The sequence below is a fragment of the Bacillus sp. D386 genome (genome assembly GCF_006346415.1).
The window spans coordinates 448,456-465,387 of sequence record NZ_VEMV01000004.1 but is presented as its reverse complement, the minus strand read 5'-3'; the positions used below and the strand labels follow the sequence as shown (position 1 = coordinate 465,387).

The 16,932-nt window shown below is 38.4% G+C and carries 16 protein-coding genes; 3 read left to right on the top strand and 13 right to left on the bottom strand.

What is annotated here, in order from left to right:
• Window positions 1-72: 72 nt before the first annotated feature.
• The 7 genes from FHY45_RS14225 to desA all read right to left on the bottom strand — a co-directional run bounded on the left by FHY45_RS14225 (window position 73) and on the right by desA (window position 6,319).
• Window positions 73-735 (bottom strand): amino acid ABC transporter permease, encoded by a 663-nt coding sequence (locus FHY45_RS14225; protein WP_139892246.1) that lies wholly within the window; start codon window positions 733-735, stop codon window positions 73-75.
• Window positions 736-747: 12 nt separating this feature from the next.
• A complete protein-coding gene (locus FHY45_RS14220; protein ID WP_077248128.1) occupies window positions 748-1,383 on the bottom strand; it encodes an amino acid ABC transporter permease in 636 nt (211 codons plus the stop codon).
• Between the two features lie 62 nt (window positions 1,384-1,445).
• On the bottom strand, window positions 1,446-2,255 hold the full coding sequence (locus FHY45_RS14215; protein WP_139892245.1) for a transporter substrate-binding domain-containing protein: 810 nt from the start codon (window positions 2,253-2,255) through the stop codon (window positions 1,446-1,448).
• 15 nt (window positions 2,256-2,270) lie between these two features.
• The gene (locus FHY45_RS14210; protein ID WP_066106365.1) at window positions 2,271-2,999 is read right to left on the bottom strand and encodes an amino acid ABC transporter ATP-binding protein; all 729 of its coding nucleotides are present in this window, start codon (window positions 2,997-2,999) and stop codon (window positions 2,271-2,273) included.
• A 486-nt stretch (window positions 3,000-3,485) separates the two neighbouring features.
• Window positions 3,486-4,085, bottom strand: a complete 600-nt coding sequence (locus FHY45_RS14205; RefSeq protein ID WP_139892244.1) for a response regulator transcription factor — start codon at window positions 4,083-4,085, stop codon at window positions 3,486-3,488.
• Window positions 4,082-5,215, bottom strand: coding sequence for a sensor histidine kinase (locus FHY45_RS14200; RefSeq protein WP_139892243.1), 1,134 nt, complete (start codon window positions 5,213-5,215; stop codon window positions 4,082-4,084). The genes FHY45_RS14205 and FHY45_RS14200 overlap by 4 nt, the downstream gene beginning before the upstream one ends.
• Window positions 5,216-5,308: 93 nt before the next feature.
• Window positions 5,309-6,319, bottom strand: coding sequence for a Delta(5) desaturase DesA (desA, locus tag FHY45_RS14195; RefSeq protein ID WP_139892242.1), 1,011 nt, complete (start codon window positions 6,317-6,319; stop codon window positions 5,309-5,311).
• A 418-nt stretch (window positions 6,320-6,737) separates the two neighbouring features.
• Here desA and rsgA point away from each other — a divergent pair, with 418 nt between their 5' ends.
• Together rsgA and FHY45_RS14185 are read left to right on the top strand one after the other, a co-directional pair.
• A complete protein-coding gene (gene rsgA / locus FHY45_RS14190) occupies window positions 6,738-7,790 on the top strand; it encodes a ribosome small subunit-dependent GTPase A (RefSeq protein WP_139892354.1) in 1,053 nt (350 codons plus the stop codon).
• A 1,025-nt stretch (window positions 7,791-8,815) separates the two neighbouring features.
• A complete protein-coding gene (locus FHY45_RS14185; RefSeq protein ID WP_139892241.1) occupies window positions 8,816-9,460 on the top strand; it encodes a DUF4272 domain-containing protein in 645 nt (214 codons plus the stop codon).
• Between the two features lie 63 nt (window positions 9,461-9,523).
• On the opposite strand, the gene FHY45_RS14180 is transcribed toward FHY45_RS14185, so the two are convergent.
• The 4 genes from FHY45_RS14180 to FHY45_RS14165 form a co-directional block, all read right to left on the bottom strand.
• Window positions 9,524-10,432, bottom strand: coding sequence for an SDR family oxidoreductase (locus tag FHY45_RS14180; RefSeq protein ID WP_066106347.1), 909 nt, complete (start codon window positions 10,430-10,432; stop codon window positions 9,524-9,526).
• Window positions 10,433-10,598: 166 nt separating this feature from the next.
• Entirely contained in the window at window positions 10,599-11,855 is a 1,257-nt protein-coding gene (gene cypC, locus FHY45_RS14175) for a CYP152 family fatty-acid peroxygenase CypC (protein WP_139892240.1), read from the bottom strand.
• A 147-nt stretch (window positions 11,856-12,002) separates the two neighbouring features.
• Window positions 12,003-12,401 (bottom strand): acyl-CoA thioesterase, encoded by a 399-nt coding sequence (locus FHY45_RS14170; RefSeq protein ID WP_066106341.1) that lies wholly within the window; start codon window positions 12,399-12,401, stop codon window positions 12,003-12,005.
• Complete coding sequence (locus tag FHY45_RS14165) at window positions 12,394-13,563, bottom strand: iron-containing alcohol dehydrogenase (RefSeq protein WP_066106338.1); 1,170 nt, start codon at window positions 13,561-13,563, stop codon at window positions 12,394-12,396. The genes FHY45_RS14170 and FHY45_RS14165 overlap by 8 nt, the downstream gene beginning before the upstream one ends.
• A 226-nt stretch (window positions 13,564-13,789) precedes the next feature.
• On the opposite strand from FHY45_RS14165, the gene FHY45_RS14160 reads away from it, so the two are divergent.
• The gene (locus FHY45_RS14160; protein ID WP_066106335.1) at window positions 13,790-14,614 is read left to right on the top strand and encodes a PRD domain-containing protein; all 825 of its coding nucleotides are present in this window, start codon (window positions 13,790-13,792) and stop codon (window positions 14,612-14,614) included.
• 209 nt (window positions 14,615-14,823) lie between these two features.
• On the opposite strand, the gene nagE is transcribed toward FHY45_RS14160, so the two are convergent.
• Window positions 14,824-16,278, bottom strand: coding sequence for an N-acetylglucosamine-specific PTS transporter subunit IIBC (gene nagE, locus FHY45_RS14155; protein ID WP_139892239.1), 1,455 nt, complete (start codon window positions 16,276-16,278; stop codon window positions 14,824-14,826).
• Between the two features lie 142 nt (window positions 16,279-16,420).
• Complete coding sequence (locus FHY45_RS14150; RefSeq protein ID WP_139892238.1) at window positions 16,421-16,891, bottom strand: PTS sugar transporter subunit IIA; 471 nt, start codon at window positions 16,889-16,891, stop codon at window positions 16,421-16,423.
• Between the last annotated feature and the right edge of the window lie 41 nt (window positions 16,892-16,932).

Sequence of the window (16,932 nt, the reverse complement as noted above, 5' to 3'; positions counted from 1 at the left end):
GTATATGACATATACCTAAACTAATGTGCAAAAAGCATCATCCCTCCTTAAGGATGATGCTAAGTACACACTCTAAGCCCTTTTAATCTCTAATGTTCTTGCAACTAAGGATAAACCGTAATTAACCACAAAATACATAAGTGCAACGAGAATCAGGATGGGGTAAATATAGTTCCCGTTTTGCGCGTAAATAATCTGGCCGTTATGTGTCAGTTCTGGCAATGCAATAATAACCGCTAATGATGTATCTTTTAACAAGGAAATAAACTGACTAACAATAGGTGGAACCATGTTCCGCAAGGCCTGTGGCAAAATAATATGAATAAGTGTCTGTATGTAATTTAAACCTGATGAACGAGCTGCTTCTATATGTCCTTTTGGCACTGAGTTTAGGCCACTTCTGATAATTTCTGAAATCATGGCAGATTCAAAAATGGTTAACGCCATAATGGCCGCAGTCGTTACACTCATATTCAAGGACCAGCCTCTGCTTGGATCCTGTAAACCAAAATAAACAAAGAAAATAATTAGGATTAGTGGCAGATTTCGGATCGTTTCTACGATAACCGCCACAATCTTTGATAACAATGGTACCTTGGCATAACGGATTATTCCTAATATCCCCCCGATAATAAAACTAAGGATAATAGAAATTACAGCAACCTTTAGCGTAACAAGAAATCCATCTACTAAAAATTTGAGATTATCGGGTGTATATGCTCCTGCAAAATCCATGATTACGCCTCCTTACGAGCTTTTTTCCAGGTGTTTTTCTAAATAGCCAACACCTAAACTTAGTGGAATGGTGATAACCAAATAGAATATAGCAACAAAAATATAGACATCAAATACAACAAATGTGTGGAGAGAGATCAAATCAGCCTGATACATTAATTCACCGCCGGCAATGACAGCCAAAATGGATGAATTTTTAACTAAATTGATAAATTGATTGCCTAATGGAGGAATTACAACTTTTATAGCCTGTGGCAAAACAATCATTCTCATAGCCTGCCCATAGGTTAAACCTGATGAACGGGCTGCTTCCATTTGCCCTTTGTGAATTGAAAGGATCCCCGCACGAATGGCTTCTGCTATAAAGGCAGCTGTATAGATCGTTAATGCTAATGATCCCGCCGCAAAGCCTGGCATTTTCGCTCCATAATAAAAGATAAATGCAATGATCAATAAGGGGATATTTCGGACAAATTCAACATAGGCAGTCCCAATCCAATTTAGTGGCTTGAACGGCGCAATCCTCATGACTGCAATCAATGCCCCTAAAAAAAAGCTTCCTACGAGGGCTAATAAACTAATTTGTATCGTTTTTAAAAAACCCTCCAAATACATATCCATATTTTCTGCGAGTATAGAAAAATCCAGCAATTGATTCACTCCTCTTAATCAATCAGGATGAGCATACATGCCCATCCTGATCGGAGAAATTATTTATTTTCGATCCATTTATTAAGTATCTCATCATAAGTTCCGTTATCTTTAATTGTTTTTAGAGCTTTATTTAATTCATCCACTAATTCTGTATTACCTTTTTTAACAGCGATTCCATATGGCTCTTCCGTAAATTGTCCGCCAACTAATTCATACGAAGGATCTTCATCAACCATTCCATACAGGATGGCATCATCCGTTGTTAAAGCATCTCCTTGTCCGGATTTAAGTGCTGTAAAAGCTTCTGCATAGTTTTCATATTGCAGAACTTCTGCATCCGGTGCTTTTTCTGCTATATTAATAGCAGAAGTAGAACCTTTAACAGCAAGAACTTTGGTACCTGCTTTTAAATCATCTATGCTTTTAATTTTGCTTCCCTTTTTAACAAGCAATGATTGACCTGCTTCAAAATAAACATCTGTGAAATCTACTTCTTTTTTACGTTCCTCTGTAATTGTCATAGTGGCAACAACAGCGTCAATTTTTCCATTCTGTAGCAGTGGCACACGTGTTTTAGAAGTCACTTCTACGAACTCTACTTTATTTTCATCCCCAATTACCTCTTTAGCCAGTGCTTTTGCAATGTCCACATCAAAGCCTTCTACTTTACCAGTGCTCGTATTTTTTAATCCAAACAGACGTGTATCATTTTTCACGCCAAATACGATTTTATCTTTATCCTTAATTTTCTCCAGACCCTTTTCAGATGATCCTCCGGTTGTTTCTTCTTTACTACCGCAGGCTGCTAACATGAATACAGCAATGATTGAGAGTATTGATACCTTCCAAAACTTTTTTAATGACATTCTTTTTCCCCCTTATTAATGATTTAAAATACGGCTTAAGAATGAACGAGCCCTTTCTTCCTGTGGATTCGTAAAGAATTCAGCCGGTGTGGATTCTTCTAAAATTTTTCCTTCATCCATAAAGACAATACGATTAGCAACCTCTTTCGCAAAGCCCATTTCATGCGTGACGACAACCATCGTCATACCTTCCTTCGCCAGCGCTTTCATAACATCCAATACTTCACCAATCATCTCAGGATCGAGAGCGGAGGTTGGTTCATCAAAAAGCATGACTTCCGGATTCATTGCTAATCCTCTCGCAATAGCAACACGTTGTTGCTGCCCGCCGGAAAGCTGAGCAGGAAATGCATTTGCCTTATCAGGAATACCTACTTTTTCAAGATATAGTTTTGCGGTCTTTACGGCTTCCTCTTCAGACTTACCCAACACTTTCATAGGAGCCAATGTTATATTTTGAAGGACTGTTTTATGAGGATATAAATAAAAATGCTGAAATACCATACCGATATCACGACGAAGCTCGTTGATATTTGTCTTTTTATCCGTCACCGAAATACCATTTACTTTTAAAGTACCGCTATTAATCGCTTCGAGACGATTAATACATCTGAGCATCGTACTTTTACCAGATCCCGAAGGTCCAATTACGACTACTACTTCTCCCTTTTCAATTTGTAGATTTATATCTTTTAGAACATGAAAATCACCAAAATACTTATTTACATGATCAAAGACAATCAAAATACTACCCCCTTGCTGACATTTACGGAATATTTTATATTTTCTGATATTATATGGACTACTTAGAATTATATGTATATAAAGTTTGTCCGTCAATAAAATTAAAACAGTAATTTCCTCTTTTAGGTTTTATTGTACCGAGAAAAGGTGCATGAAATAACTTCTTACTCTCATGGGAATATAGTATTTTATTATCTGAAAATATGTTTATGTGAATAGTGGTTTAATCAATCTAATAGAAGTGGCAAATTCATCTGTTCTAGATGTAAAACTTGCTGTACTAAGAAGTGTTTTACTTTGAGGTAATAGAAATGTAGATCTTAAGATGTTTAAAAGGAATACTTCCTCCGATAAATGAAAAAGCAAAATAGGAACATATTACTACATTTGTTCAATCCTATTTTACCTATTTTTCATCATATAATTTAGATTTTACTGGTATATTATAACAATATCAATCATATTTTTTAAAAATAACAACATATTCTACTTAAACCAGCCTTTTTCCTTAAATCGAGAGATAGCTTCTATTCGATTATTGACGTCCAGTTTATCAAGTATGACAGAGATATAGTTTCGAACCGTTCCTGTTGTTATAAATAGTTGATTGGCAATTTCCTTCGTATTTTTTCCATCAGCTATTAAGCCCAAAACCTGTTGTTCACGTTCCGTTAGAGGGTTTTCCTCTTCATATATCATGTCAACCAGTTCGGGTGCATAAATACGTCGTCCATCCATAATAACCCTGATAGAGTTGGCCAGTTCTTCACTTGGACTGTCCTTTAACAAATACCCGCGTACATCCGCTTTTCGTGCCCTTTCAAAATAACCCGATCTCGCAAAGGTTGTAAGTATAATTACTTTGCATGCGCTTCCCTTTAATTCTTCTGCGACATCCAGTCCACTTTTACCAGGCATTTCTATATCCATCACACAAACATCCGGCTTATGCTGTTTGATCATGGATATAGCTTCCTCTCCATTTTTCGCTTTACCAACCACCGTCATATCTGGTTCTAAATCTAACAATGCGCCTAATGCACCAAGCAGCATTCTTTGATCTTCAGCTATTACGATTTTAATCATGCCATTACCTCCTGTTGAACGTTCCGCTCTATCAGTGGAATTTTAAAAATTAATTCTGTTCCTGAATTAACCCGAATATCAAGGCTTCCATTCACAAATTCAAGCCGCTCCCTCATTCCCTTTAATCCATTCCCTTTACCCATTTCTTTTTCAACAATTCCTGTTCCATTATCCTGAATAATCATTGTTAATTCTGTATGCGTTTTTTTAATATCCAGTCTGCATTCATTGGCCCTGCTATGCTTCACGATATTAGTGATAGCTTCCTTTAAACACATACTCAATACATTTTCCACAAGCAGCGGAATCTTCTGGATACTCTCTTCTCCTTCAACATAAAATTCCATTTGAGCTGCTCTCAATATTTGCTTGATACGGATTAATTCATCCTCCATTTTGGTGCCCCTCATATCAGCTACAATGTCACGCACTTCTTTTAATGCTGTTCTTGCAGTCACTTGAATATCTTTCAATTCATTCTTTGCCTGCTCCGGATTTATTTGTACCAGCTTACCGGCCAAATCACTTTTCAGTCCGATCAACGAGAGTTTCTGACCAAGAATATCATGTAAGTCCCTTGCAATTCGCTGGCGTTCCTGAAGCTTAACTAAATCCGATATTTGTTTGTGAGCATCTTTCAGCTCGGCCTCAAGCCTTTCTCTTTTATGAATATTATAGGAGCTCAATGGAAGTAAAATGACACCAATTACACATATTAAAATAAAAGGAAATTGTGAAAAGAAGAGTGGATTCTGAGTAATGAATCCCCAATTAACCGTCAGTACTGTGCCTCCAACATGAATACCATATAAAATAAAGAAACCTACCTTATTCTCAACAGTTCCAATATAATAAGCCAGAAAGAGTGAAAAATAAACAAATCCAAAAATTAATGACATAGCTATACAAATTGCCATTTGAATTCCTACCCAGAAATAAACAAATCCACCTTTTGAAATGGCTGAAATACGATTACTAATAAAAAATAGCAGAATAAGAATGACTCCTGACACCATCATAAAAATAGATTTTGTGTGGAAAATGAAGTAGAAAGGGAGAATACTAAATACAAGCCAAATATAAAGATTCAACCCTTTATTATTTGGAAATAATTGATTCAAAGCGTTCAATTGCCCTCTCCCCCTCCATTGATTTTACTTCAGCATATACCAGTAAATTAAAAAAATACAGTAAATTTACTGTATTTTTTTGTAACATCTAAATTATGATTTTACCTTACCAGCACGCCCATTTATATCTTTAAAGCTCACAAATCCTTTACCTTTTTCATCCCATAAGCGAAAACGGATGGCCTTTAAGCTTGAAGATATCGTAATGGTTGTAGCTTGCTGTAAAGGAGCAGTCTCATTATGGACTTTTTCAAGATGGTAATTTGGTACTCTTGGACTTAAATGATGGACATGGTGAAATCCTATATTCCCTGTCACCCATTGAAGAACTCTTGGAAGTTTATAATAGGAGCTTCCGTCGATTGCCGCTTTGACATAGTCCCAATCTTTTTCTTCCTCAAAATATGAATCTTCAAATTGATGCTGTACATAGAATAACCAGATTCCCAGAGCACCTGCAATAAACAAGATCGGCAATTGAATCAATAAAAATTCTTTCCAACCGATGAGCAAGCACATAGACGCATAAATGACGACGATAGATAGATTGGTAATATACGTGTTTATGCGTTCTTTTCTTCTGGCACCTTTACGATTGAAACGATTTGTAACTAAAAATAAATAGATTGGACCTAATCCAAACATGACAATTGGATTCCGATATAGTCGATATATTAACTTTTCCTTAAACGAGGCCATCTTGTATTCCTCGACAGTCATGATCCAAATATCTCCGGTTCCACGCTTATTCAAATTACTGCTTGTCGCATGGTGAATGGAATGACTTCTTTTCCACTGTTCATATGGAAACATGGTAATAACTCCAGTTATCGTCCCTAAAATGTCGTTCCATTTCCTATTTTTAAAAAAGGATTGATGGCAGCAATCATGGAAGATAATAAACAATCTAATAACAAAACCGGATGTAAGTACCGCAAAAAACAATGTCAGCCAATACGAAATTTCCAGACTTTGATAGGCAGCAAACCAAAGAATTAAAAACGGAATAAATGTATTTAGAATTTGTTTTACACTTGATTTTGTATTCGCCTTTTCATAGGGAGCAATTTGTTTTCTTAAGGATATATTCTTCTCCTTGGACATTTTATTCACCTCTATAACAATATTTATTCTTAATGTTATAGAATAGTTCAACTCCAAACTAGTCATAAACGTCAATAGGTGAACATGACATATGTCATATACAAACATTTTAGAATAAACTGAATAATTCATTTGCAAATCATACATAATTAAACTATAGTTAATGTAATCACTTACTTAAAGGAGGAATGTATTATGGAAACTCAAATCGTAAATATAGTTTCTGTCAATTTCATATCACAGCCCTCTGGTAAGGATGCATAAAATTCCTTTATTTTAACATGATTGAATTTGCATATATCCATGGGCTGTGTGCGCCCATGGTTTTTATTTGTCCGATCTGTCTATAACACAGAAACGACATGAAGGAGACCAACGTATTTGGCCTCCTTTTTATTTTGCAATCAAAAACAATCATATGGAGGAATTTAAATTGAATTTAAAACAATTAGGTTGGAATCAGCATTTTGAAGAAGCTTTCAAACAATTTAGCAATAAAGAATATACAGTAGGCCGCGTGGCTTTAGAGCATAAAGGTATGTATCGTGTTTTCTCGGCAGATGGTAATCTTTTAGCTGAAGTTACAGGCAAAATGCGTCATGAAGCAAAGGAAAGCTCAGATTTTCCTGCAGTCGGTGATTGGGTTGCCATCACTTCCCGAAAAGAGGAGCAAAAAGCAACCATCCACGCAGTACTGCCAAGAAGAAGTAAATTCTCAAGAAAGAAAGCTGGAGTGACAACTGAAGAGCAACTTGTCGCAGCCAATATCGATACCATTTTCTTAGTCAATGCACTAAACACCGATTTTAATATGCGCAGGCTGGAACGTTACTTATTGATGGCTTGGGAAAGCGGAGCAAATCCTGTCATTATTTTAAGCAAATCTGATTTATGTGATGATGTTGATCAAAAAATCAGAGAAGTAGAGGCAGTCGCATTAGGTGTACCCATTCATGCTATCAGTGCGGAAAACAGGATGGGTTTAGAGCAATTAGACCCTTATATCCAAGAAGGTAAAACAGTTGCTTTACTTGGTTCATCTGGTACCGGTAAATCAACATTAACAAATGTACTATACGGCGACAGCATCCTAGAGGTTAAATCCATTCGGAAAGATGATGATAAAGGGAGACACACAACTACACACCGAGAACTAGTTATCCTTAATGGAGGAGGGATCATAATTGATACTCCCGGAATGAGGGAATTACAATTATGGGAAGCCGACGAAGGAATCAGTCATAGTTTCACTGATATAGAAGAATTAGCTTCACAATGTAAATTCACAGACTGTAAACACAAAACCGAACCAAGTTGCGCAGTACAGGAGGCAATATCCAATAAAACGCTGAGTAAAGAACGCTTTGCCAGTTACCTAAAACTCCAACGCGAACTCGCCTACCTAAACCGAAAAGAAAACCAACGCGCCGCACTCGCGGAAAAAGCTAAATGGAAAAAAGCAAAAGGCTGAAGGGCCCCGCTCAGCCGCGACAAGCGTAAGAAGAGGCGCGCAGGGAGAACGATTCTTCCTCCCGTAGCGGCTATTCTTACGACCTCGAGCGGCTAGGCCCTGAAGCTAGATTAAGCAAAAAGCGGAGACGGCTTGCCCAGAAGCGAGGAGCATAAGACAGGAACTCGGAAGGAGGTGTTCTCCCTCCTGTAGAGTTCATACTTATGTCCTGAGCTTCTAGCCGTCGAAGCTAGATTAAAACAAAAGGCTGAAACGACTGGGTTAAGGATCGAAGACTAAGTTCGCCACATCCTGTGGCAACGTCTTCGTGACCTACATCCTGTAGGCCTCCGACAAGCATAAGAGGAGTCATGTAGGGAGGCGCTCTATAAAGGACCAAAGGCTATGGGCGCCACGTCCTGTGGCAACGCCTTTGTGACCTACATCCTGTAGGCCTCCGAAGTGGCTATCCTTATGACTCGAGGGACTAGGAGTTGAAGCTGGATTAAAACAAAAAGCTGAGACGGCTTGCCCAGAAGCGAGGAGCATAAGACAGGGGCTCGGAAGGAGGTGTTTTTTCCTCCTGCAGAGACCATGCTTATGTCCTGAGCTTCTAGCCGTCGAAGCTAGATTAAGCAAAAAGATGAAGGGCCTAGCTCAGGAGCGAGGAGCATAAGACAGGAGCTCGGAAGGAGGTGTTCTCCCTCCTGTAGAGGTCATGCTTATGTCCTGAGCTCCTAGGCCCTGAATCTGGATTAAGCAAAAGGCTGAAGGGCTGGGTTAAGGAACGAAGACTAAATTCGCCACATCCTGTGGTAATGTCATCGTTCTTTTTCTTTTGTACTACCTTATCTTTCTGAGTGAACTGCCCACTCAAATCAAACCTCTCTTATACAAACCCTCTTACATAAAAAAATTACAAAATTCTCCTCCCAGTGCAGAATATTCAATCATTTAACCAAAATATGTTAAAATCATCATGACAAAATGATTATCCATATTTACAAGATAAAAGGCAGGCCTTTGTACAGAAAGAGGAGATTTAAATGAATAGTCCAATAGGAAGAAAAAAGCGGACAGAAAAATTATTAAAAGAGATGGGAATCCCAATAAATACACACTTACATACATTAGAAAGTGAAAATAGCCTGCATTTTAAAGAAATTGAACAGGTGATTGACCGAATTATTGCCATCACTATAGTATCGGCTAAAGGCAGCGGTGCCCCCGATGAAACGATCGACGAATTTTTAGAGAGTTACAATGCGAAAGAATTATTTTCTCCTGAGGAAAAAGAGTTCATTGAGAATGAAGAACCTGACCAGGACGAATATAACACCTACTCCTGGAAAATTGAATGTAACTCTGCCCTTTTATGGGCCATTAATCTGATACCCGATCTTCCATTCCCACATACTTTATCCGATGTAGAAACACTTTATGATCTTGTATTGCATTCTACCAAGGAAGAGCTATTGGAACGGGCTTCCTATCGGGACAAAAATGAAATACTGGATGCACTCGATCTTTTGTACAGACTCCATTGGGCTATTGCCGAAACTCGTATGAATAATGAAGAATTTCCGATTGAAATTAGTCCCGGTGTTGTTTACGAGAGAAGATATGCTCTAAATTGGATGATTAATATCTTGGATGAGGAATGGGACGATATATCAATGGATACAATCTAAACCTATACTATATTCGATCAATTCAGATGGGGATGCCTTGGCTTGCAGTTTCGTCACTACTTGTTACGAACTTACCATATCCCCTCCATTTGGATGGAGGATTTGCCCCGACATATAGCTCGAATCATCTGATGCTAAAAATACATAGCTGGGGGCAATTTCAAATGGTTGGCCTGCTCGCTTCATCGGTACCTCAGGAGTTAATGTTCCAAAAGTCTTTACCTCTTCAGCTGAAAATGAAGACGGAATCAGCGGTGTCCAAATTGGTCCTGGAGCTACACCATTTACCCGAATCCCCTTTTTTATTAAAGAAAGAGAAAGCGAACGCGTAAATGTAACAACCGCCCCTTTCGTTGCTGAATAATCCAATAGCTTAGGGTGACCATTATATGCTGTTACGGAAGCTGTATTTATAATAGAAGACCCACGCTGGAGATGTGGCAGGACAGCCTTCACCATAAAAAAATAGGAATAAATATTCGTACGAAATGTTAAATCAAGTTGTTCCTCCGTAATATCCTCAATCCGTTTTTGAACAAACTGTACAGCATGATTATTTACCAAAATATCGATCTTTCCAAATTCGTCCAAACATTGACGAACGGCAGCCACTGACATATCCTCATGGGTAAGATTTCCACATATAAGCAGGCACTTAACCCCTAGCTTCTCGATTCTTTCTTTTGTTTCCTCGGCATCCTCATGCTCATACAGATATACAATAGCAACATTCGCACCCTCTTTCGCAAAAGAATAGGCGACCGCTCTGCCAATACCTGAATCTCCTCCTGTAATAAGCGCAGTCTTCCTCTCCAGCTTTCCGCTCCCTTTGTAGTATGGATTTTCAGATATAGGTCTAGGATTCATTACATATTCCAACCCCGGATGCTCGCTTTGATGTTGAGGAGGAAAAGCAATCGGTACATCTTTACAATATCTTTCCTTCCTTAAATACTTATAGTATGGATACATATAATTCAGACCTCCCGAATTTTAGCCTCACTATTATGCGTATAGCAGAAAAGTGTCCTATATGCACCCTGGGGTTATATATTTATTAAAATAGCCTATCAAGAGACAGGTGGCTTCCTATAATCCCTTTAACATAAAAAAGACACCCACTCTGGGTGCCCTTCATTTAAATACTTTTTACATTTTGGATAATGAATCCACTTTTTGGGTAGGTTGGTATTCTGGTCTTACTGATTGCTAAGTCCTGTTCGGGTACTTCATAATCAATATCTTTAACTAGAAAATCAACAGTTGTTTGCAAAATCTTGACGGTAGCCCATTCCCCTGCACAACGGTGTCCCTTATCATAATCTCCGCCGCCTTGTGGAATAAAGGCAAATGGGCTGTCCTTCCATTCTCTAAATCGCTCAACGTTAAATGTATCTGGATCATCCCAAAGATTCGGATGATGATTGGTTCCGTATAGATCCAAAAGAACCAATGTCCCTTTTTTGAACGGATATTCATTCCAATAAAAGTCTTTGCGGACTCTGGCTCCTAAAAATGGTGCAAAAGGATAATAGCGACGTACTTCCTGTACAAACATTTTATTGTACACTTCATTATTGGTTTTCAATAATTTACGTACCTCAGGATAATCATGCATCGCTATAGCACAGAATACAACAAAATAACAATTAGCCACCACAGGTCGAATGATATTAATTAATTCGACCGCAGCCAATTCCGGTTCCAACAATTCACCAGTCAAATCACGATGATTAGCTATGATCGATAAAGCAGTACCTTGCTCAGCTCTTAGTTTCCCATCCCGTACTTGTCCAATAATATCAGCAACCCACTTATCTGAGTCTCTTCTTGCCCATCTGCCTTTTTGGTATCTTGGACCCACTCCACCAATAGAATCAACTAAATTAAACATTTCTTCTGCTCTCTTTTTTACTTCCTTTTCTTTTAACGGAACTCCAGCCCACTCACAGGCAATCCTGTAAAGAACTTGTTTAGCCTCTTCCATTAAAATCACTTTTTTACTCTTTTCCCATTTAGGGATAACCGACATCCATTGTTTTTTTGTGATTTCCTGGAGTTTGTCCAAACTTTGGTGTGTCATAATCGACATGAACATCCCTTTACGATGTCGGTGTTCTCCTTCATCCAGCGTTTGTACACCATTTTTACCAAAAAGAGATTTCTGAATTCTCATCGGAATTGCCGGTTTACGAATAAATCGATCTTCATCATAGAAGGCTCTTCCAGCTTCCTCTCCTGTCATACAAATAACCTTCTGTCCCAGAAGGCGAGTCTGAAATATGTCCGAATTGAATTGCTTTCGCCTGTTAGAAATAAATTCGTACCCTTCTGATAATAGGGTAAGGGTGTTATCAACGGTTTTTTCACGAGGAATTTCTTTTATACCTTTCATATCAACAGCTCCTCATATATAGTCCATAATAAAACAGGATACCCCTCAGAAAAGTATATAAACATACTATTCATGCATGCCATTTCCGTTCTGTACCAACTAGCTGCCCTAATAGAAATAAGACTTACGTAATCCGTAAGTCTCTAATCAATTTTCAATATATACATGCTGGGAAAGTTCATGTTTTAAATGTTGCGGTATAGGTTCTGTTTTCTGAGTCTCCAAATTAAAATTAACATATACTGCTGTCCCTTTGGCACAAACCTGACCATTCTGGTGAATCTCCTCATACAGCTCCAAGCTTGTATTTCCAATGCGTTTAACCCATGTGAAAACTTCGACATTTGTACCGAAATATATTTGTCTACTATAATCTATATTCATATTTAGAATGATCATTTTCCATTTCTGAAATGAGAGATCTGGAGTAAACAGTTTAAAAATCGGGTTCCTTGCTGCTTCAAGCCAAATGGGAATCGTCGTATTATTGACATGGCCAATGCCATCTGTTTCAGAAACTCTCGGCTCTATCGTTTTCTTATACATACCGGCCTCCCGCCTCCCTACTCAAAGGTACTCCTTTATATGCATGCTGATAAATGTTCAATATATCATCCTTATTTAAAGGGAGCGGACTTCTGGCCAGCAGCCTTGTCTGTTTGTTCGCATCATCGGACAATCCTACCAACGAGGCTTCCTTCACACCATATTCTTTCAATGTGACAGGCAATCCAACGTCCTCTATCAATTGATGAAACACCTCGAATGGCGTCTGCTTTTCATCTCCCAGCATCGTTACTAGATGACTCATTTTATCCTGGCAATGTTCCTTAATATAGTCCATTACATAAGGCAGCAATACAGCATTCGATTCACCATGAGGCAGTTTGTATTGACTTCCTAGTGGATACGCAAGTGCATGGACACCGGCTACACCTGCATTGTGAAAAGCCAGGCCAGCCAGATAACTCCCATGGCTCATTGCTGATCTTGCTTCCGGGGTCTCACCATTTTGTACAGCCCTGCGGATTGCCCCTCCAATAAGCTTAATTGCTTGAATGGCAATCCCATCCGTCACATCATTCGCTTGGACTGAAAGATATGACTCTATCGCATGTGTCAAAGCATCCACACCGGTAGCAGCCGTAATTCGTCTTGGTACAGAAACAGTCAGCTGCGGATCGACAATTGCCAGATCAGACAACAAATACTTATGGGTAATGACATCTTTTGTTCCATCAAGTGATAACACGGCAATATCCGTCACTTCACTTCCAGTCCCCGAGGTGGTCGGGATTAATATTTTTTGTTTCCCTTTACGGAGGATTGGTTTTGTCCCAGTTAAATTTAAATAGTCGGCAACATCCCCTTCATTGTCAGATATAACCGCGGCCAGCTTAGCTAAATCCAATACCGATCCTCCGCCAATACCTACAATACAATCAAAATCTTCTATTCTTGCAAAATCGACCAATCGTTGAGCACAAGCAAGAGTCGGCTCTGGCTCTACATCTGTGTAAATTTCAACTCTATATTTTGATTGCAATGGAGTCATATAAGGTGTAAGCAATCCAATATCAAGTAATATTTGGTCAGTGATTAGCAGGATTTTATTACTTTTCATAGATTGCAAACCTTCATCCAGTCTCTCCATTGAACCCCAGCCGATAAAAGTTTGACTTGGTAATTTAATAGTAGACAACACCATCACAGCCTCCTTTTCTCTATTAATGACTCTTTACTGAAAATCTAAAGACTTCTTTTACATACTTCGTTATAAACCGTCTATTTCCTGTTATATTTTTAACAACTACACAATTTTCTTCCAATTAAATATAAATTTTACATCTATTATCTATTTTAATATGATAGAAGTAACCACTTTCCCACCGATATAAAACTAATATGCCAAGGATTGCAGGAGATGAAGATGCATGAAAATCAAGAAAGTCCTTAATAATAATGCCGTTATTGTCATGGATGAAAATCAGGAAAAAATTGCGCTGGGTCCAGGAATTGCATTTAATAAAGGGAAAAACGATATCATCAATAGGAATAAGATCGATAAACTATTTGTTATCAAAAACAGTGATCATTTTGATCAGCTTTTGCCCCAAATCCCCAATGAGCATATGATTCTAACACAGGAGATTATTCAGTATGCTGAGGATTGCCTTCAAGTAAAATTAAATCCCCATATCTTTATTGCTCTCGCAGACCATCTTACGTTTGCGATTGAACGCCATGAAGATGGTATATTTATAAAAAATAAACTTATCCCCGAAATAAGAGTTTTATATAAAAAGGAGTTTGACATAGGCATTTGGGCGATCAATCATGTTAAGGAGAAAATAGGTATACAAATGCCCATAGATGAAGCTGCCTTTATCGCGCTCCATCTGCATACGGCATCTATTCCGTCTGGAAATCTGCAAGTCTCCCTGCGCCAAACTTCTATTATTAATGAAATTGTACATATGATCAGGGACTATTTTTCTATCAGTTTAGAAGAAACAGGACTTTCCTACGAGCGCTTAATAACTCATTTTCGCTACACCCTGTATAGAGTCAATGAAGCTCCTGAACGCACAATGGATGAAGAAATGCTAATGATGATAAGCAGTAAGTTTCCTTCCTCTTACCAATGTGCTAAAACAATCGCAGAACATCTATCTACACAGCATGGCATACATCTTCCCTCTGAGGAAATTGGCTATATTACGATTCATATTGAGAGATTGCGAGGCAGAAAGGGATGATTATGTTATTTATTGCTGATAGCTTTGACCGCTTCTCTCATAGTTGAACTTGTAATACTAAAAAAAGCTCTTTCCATATCGACTGGAAGGAGCTTTCGTTTGAGTTGCATTATAGGCTAGATGCCTGCAAAAAATGAAGCTAAGTTGCCAATTTAATAGGATCCACTTGAAATTCTATGATTGTATCTTTCATTTAAAACGATTATGAACTAGTTCTTTACTAATTTTTTTAATTCATCAGCAACAAACTGAACGTTTGTACCGACAATAACCTGCAGACTTTCCCTTCCGGTTATCTTAATACCATGTACACCGGTTGATTTAATTTTATTTTGATCAACCGCTTCCATATTTTTGACTTCCAGTCTAAGGCGAGTTGCACAATTATCAACAGAAACGATATTTTCTTTCCCACCCAATCCTGTATAAATCTCAGCAGCTAAACTAGCATATTTATTTTCAATAGAGGCCGCAGCAGATTGCATTCCATTTGCCTCATTCTCCAATTCTTCTCCTCTTCCAGGTGTATTAAGATTAAATTTCACAATAATGAATCGGAACAAGAAATAATAAATGACTGCAAAAATTAATCCCTGGACAATCAGCATATAAGGCTGATTTGCAAGCGGTAATTTGAAACTTAGGGCAAAGTCTATAAAACCAGCACTGAATCCAAACCCCGCTGTCCAATGAAAAGTGGCGGCAACCGCTAGAGAAATTCCTGTCAATACAGCATGGACTAAGTATAATAATGGGGCTGCAAACATAAAAGCAAACTCAAGAGGTTCTGTCACACCTGTAAAAAATGCAGCAAAGCCTGCAGCAAGCATTAAGGAAGCGATCTGTTTCTTATGTTTTGTTTTCGCCGTATGATACATAGCCAATCCAGCAGCAGGTAACCCAAACATCATTACCGGGAAGAATCCGGCCTGATACATTCCAGTGACACCTTTTACACCTTCACCTTTCCAGAAGTTACTGATATCATTAATGCCCGCAACATCAAACCAAAATACTTGGTTTAACGCATGGTGTAAACCGGTTGGTATTAGTAATCGATTAAAGAATCCGTAAAGACCGGCACCTACGGCTCCCAATTTAGAGATACCTTCACCAAATGAAATCAGAGCAGTATAAACAGGAGGCCAAACAAATAGTAAAACGATAGAGACAACCAGCATGGTTAAGGCTGTCATAATCGGCACCAAACGTTTACCGCTAAAGAAAGCCAATGCATCCGGAAGCTTGACATGACTGAATCTGTTATACATAGAAGATGCTATAATACCTGATATGATTCCGACAAATGCATTTTTGATTTTATCAAAGCCTGGTTGCACATTTTCTAATTCAATCCCTTTTAACATCGCAACCGTTTCCGGTGCCAGCAAGGTCGTTACAACTAAAAAGGCAACTAAGCCACTTAAAGCAGCTGAACCATCCCGATCCTTTGACATTCCAAGCGCCACACCGACTGCAAATAGGATTGGAATACTGTCAATAATTGATTTACCGGCTGTTATTAAGAAAGCCGCCAAAGGGCTGTCAGCACCCCAGTTATCAGGGTCAATCCAGTAACCAAGTCCCATCAAAATAGCAGCAGCAGGCAAAACTGCGACAGGCAACATTAACGAGCCGCCCAGCCTTTGTATATACTTCTTCACTTTACTCCCTCCGCTTCTTTTAATTAGTGAGCTAGACTACGCTTTCAAGCCATACATTTGACCAGATTTTGAAAACGTTTTCAAAATAATGCACTTTCCTAAAGTTCTCATCACCTCCTTTCATGTATAATAAAAAATAGTTTTAGATTGTCATAATAACCGTTTCACCTTGTGTACACGTTCCCTTACTGCCGTAGGTAATTTCCTTATCGCTATTCATCACTATAATTGGAGTAACCGTACTTTCAACTCGCTCCTCTAAATACGCCCAATCCACCTCTATCAACAATTGTCCAACTCTCACCTGTTCTCCTTCTTTAACGGAAGGCTGAAATCCTTCTCCATTTAAGGCAACGGTTTCAAGACCAATATGAATTAAGACCTCAATACCAGATTTACTGCGGATCGCAATGGCATGTTTGGTTGGAGCAATCATGATAATCTCTCCATTAAAAGGCGCATATACATGGCCGCCCGAAGGCTGAATTGCAATACCTTCTCCCATCATTTTTTGGCTAAATACCGGATCGGGAACCTCTTCAATTGAAATAACTGTACCATTTAACGGTGCCACCAAATTATTCTCTTTCTTCTTAAAAAAACTAAATGCCATTCTTAATTGCTCCTCTCTGTCTATAGATATGAATTGTATTT

Coding starts and splice junctions, on each gene's coding strand:
- FHY45_RS14215 (WP_139892245.1), bottom strand. CDS start 2,255: ATGTCATTAAAAAAGTTTTGGAAGGTATCAATACTCTCAATCATTGCT.
- rsgA (WP_139892354.1), top strand. CDS start 6,738: ATGGAGGAATTTAAATTGAATTTAAAACAATTAGGTTGGAATCAGCAT.
- FHY45_RS14150 (WP_139892238.1), bottom strand. CDS start 16,891: ATGGCATTTAGTTTTTTTAAGAAGAAAGAGAATAATTTGGTGGCACCG.
- FHY45_RS14185 (WP_139892241.1), top strand. CDS start 8,816: ATGAATAGTCCAATAGGAAGAAAAAAGCGGACAGAAAAATTATTAAAA.
- FHY45_RS14170 (WP_066106341.1), bottom strand. CDS start 12,401: ATGTATAAGAAAACGATAGAGCCGAGAGTTTCTGAAACAGATGGCATT.
- FHY45_RS14160 (WP_066106335.1), top strand. CDS start 13,790: ATGAAAATCAAGAAAGTCCTTAATAATAATGCCGTTATTGTCATGGAT.
- FHY45_RS14165 (WP_066106338.1), bottom strand. CDS start 13,563: ATGGTGTTGTCTACTATTAAATTACCAAGTCAAACTTTTATCGGCTGG.
- FHY45_RS14205 (WP_139892244.1), bottom strand. CDS start 4,085: ATGATTAAAATCGTAATAGCTGAAGATCAAAGAATGCTGCTTGGTGCA.
- desA (WP_139892242.1), bottom strand. CDS start 6,319: ATGTCCAAGGAGAAGAATATATCCTTAAGAAAACAAATTGCTCCCTAT.
- cypC (WP_139892240.1), bottom strand. CDS start 11,855: ATGAAAGGTATAAAAGAAATTCCTCGTGAAAAAACCGTTGATAACACC.
- FHY45_RS14180 (WP_066106347.1), bottom strand. CDS start 10,432: ATGTATCCATACTATAAGTATTTAAGGAAGGAAAGATATTGTAAAGAT.
- FHY45_RS14225 (WP_139892246.1), bottom strand. CDS start 735: ATGGATTTTGCAGGAGCATATACACCCGATAATCTCAAATTTTTAGTA.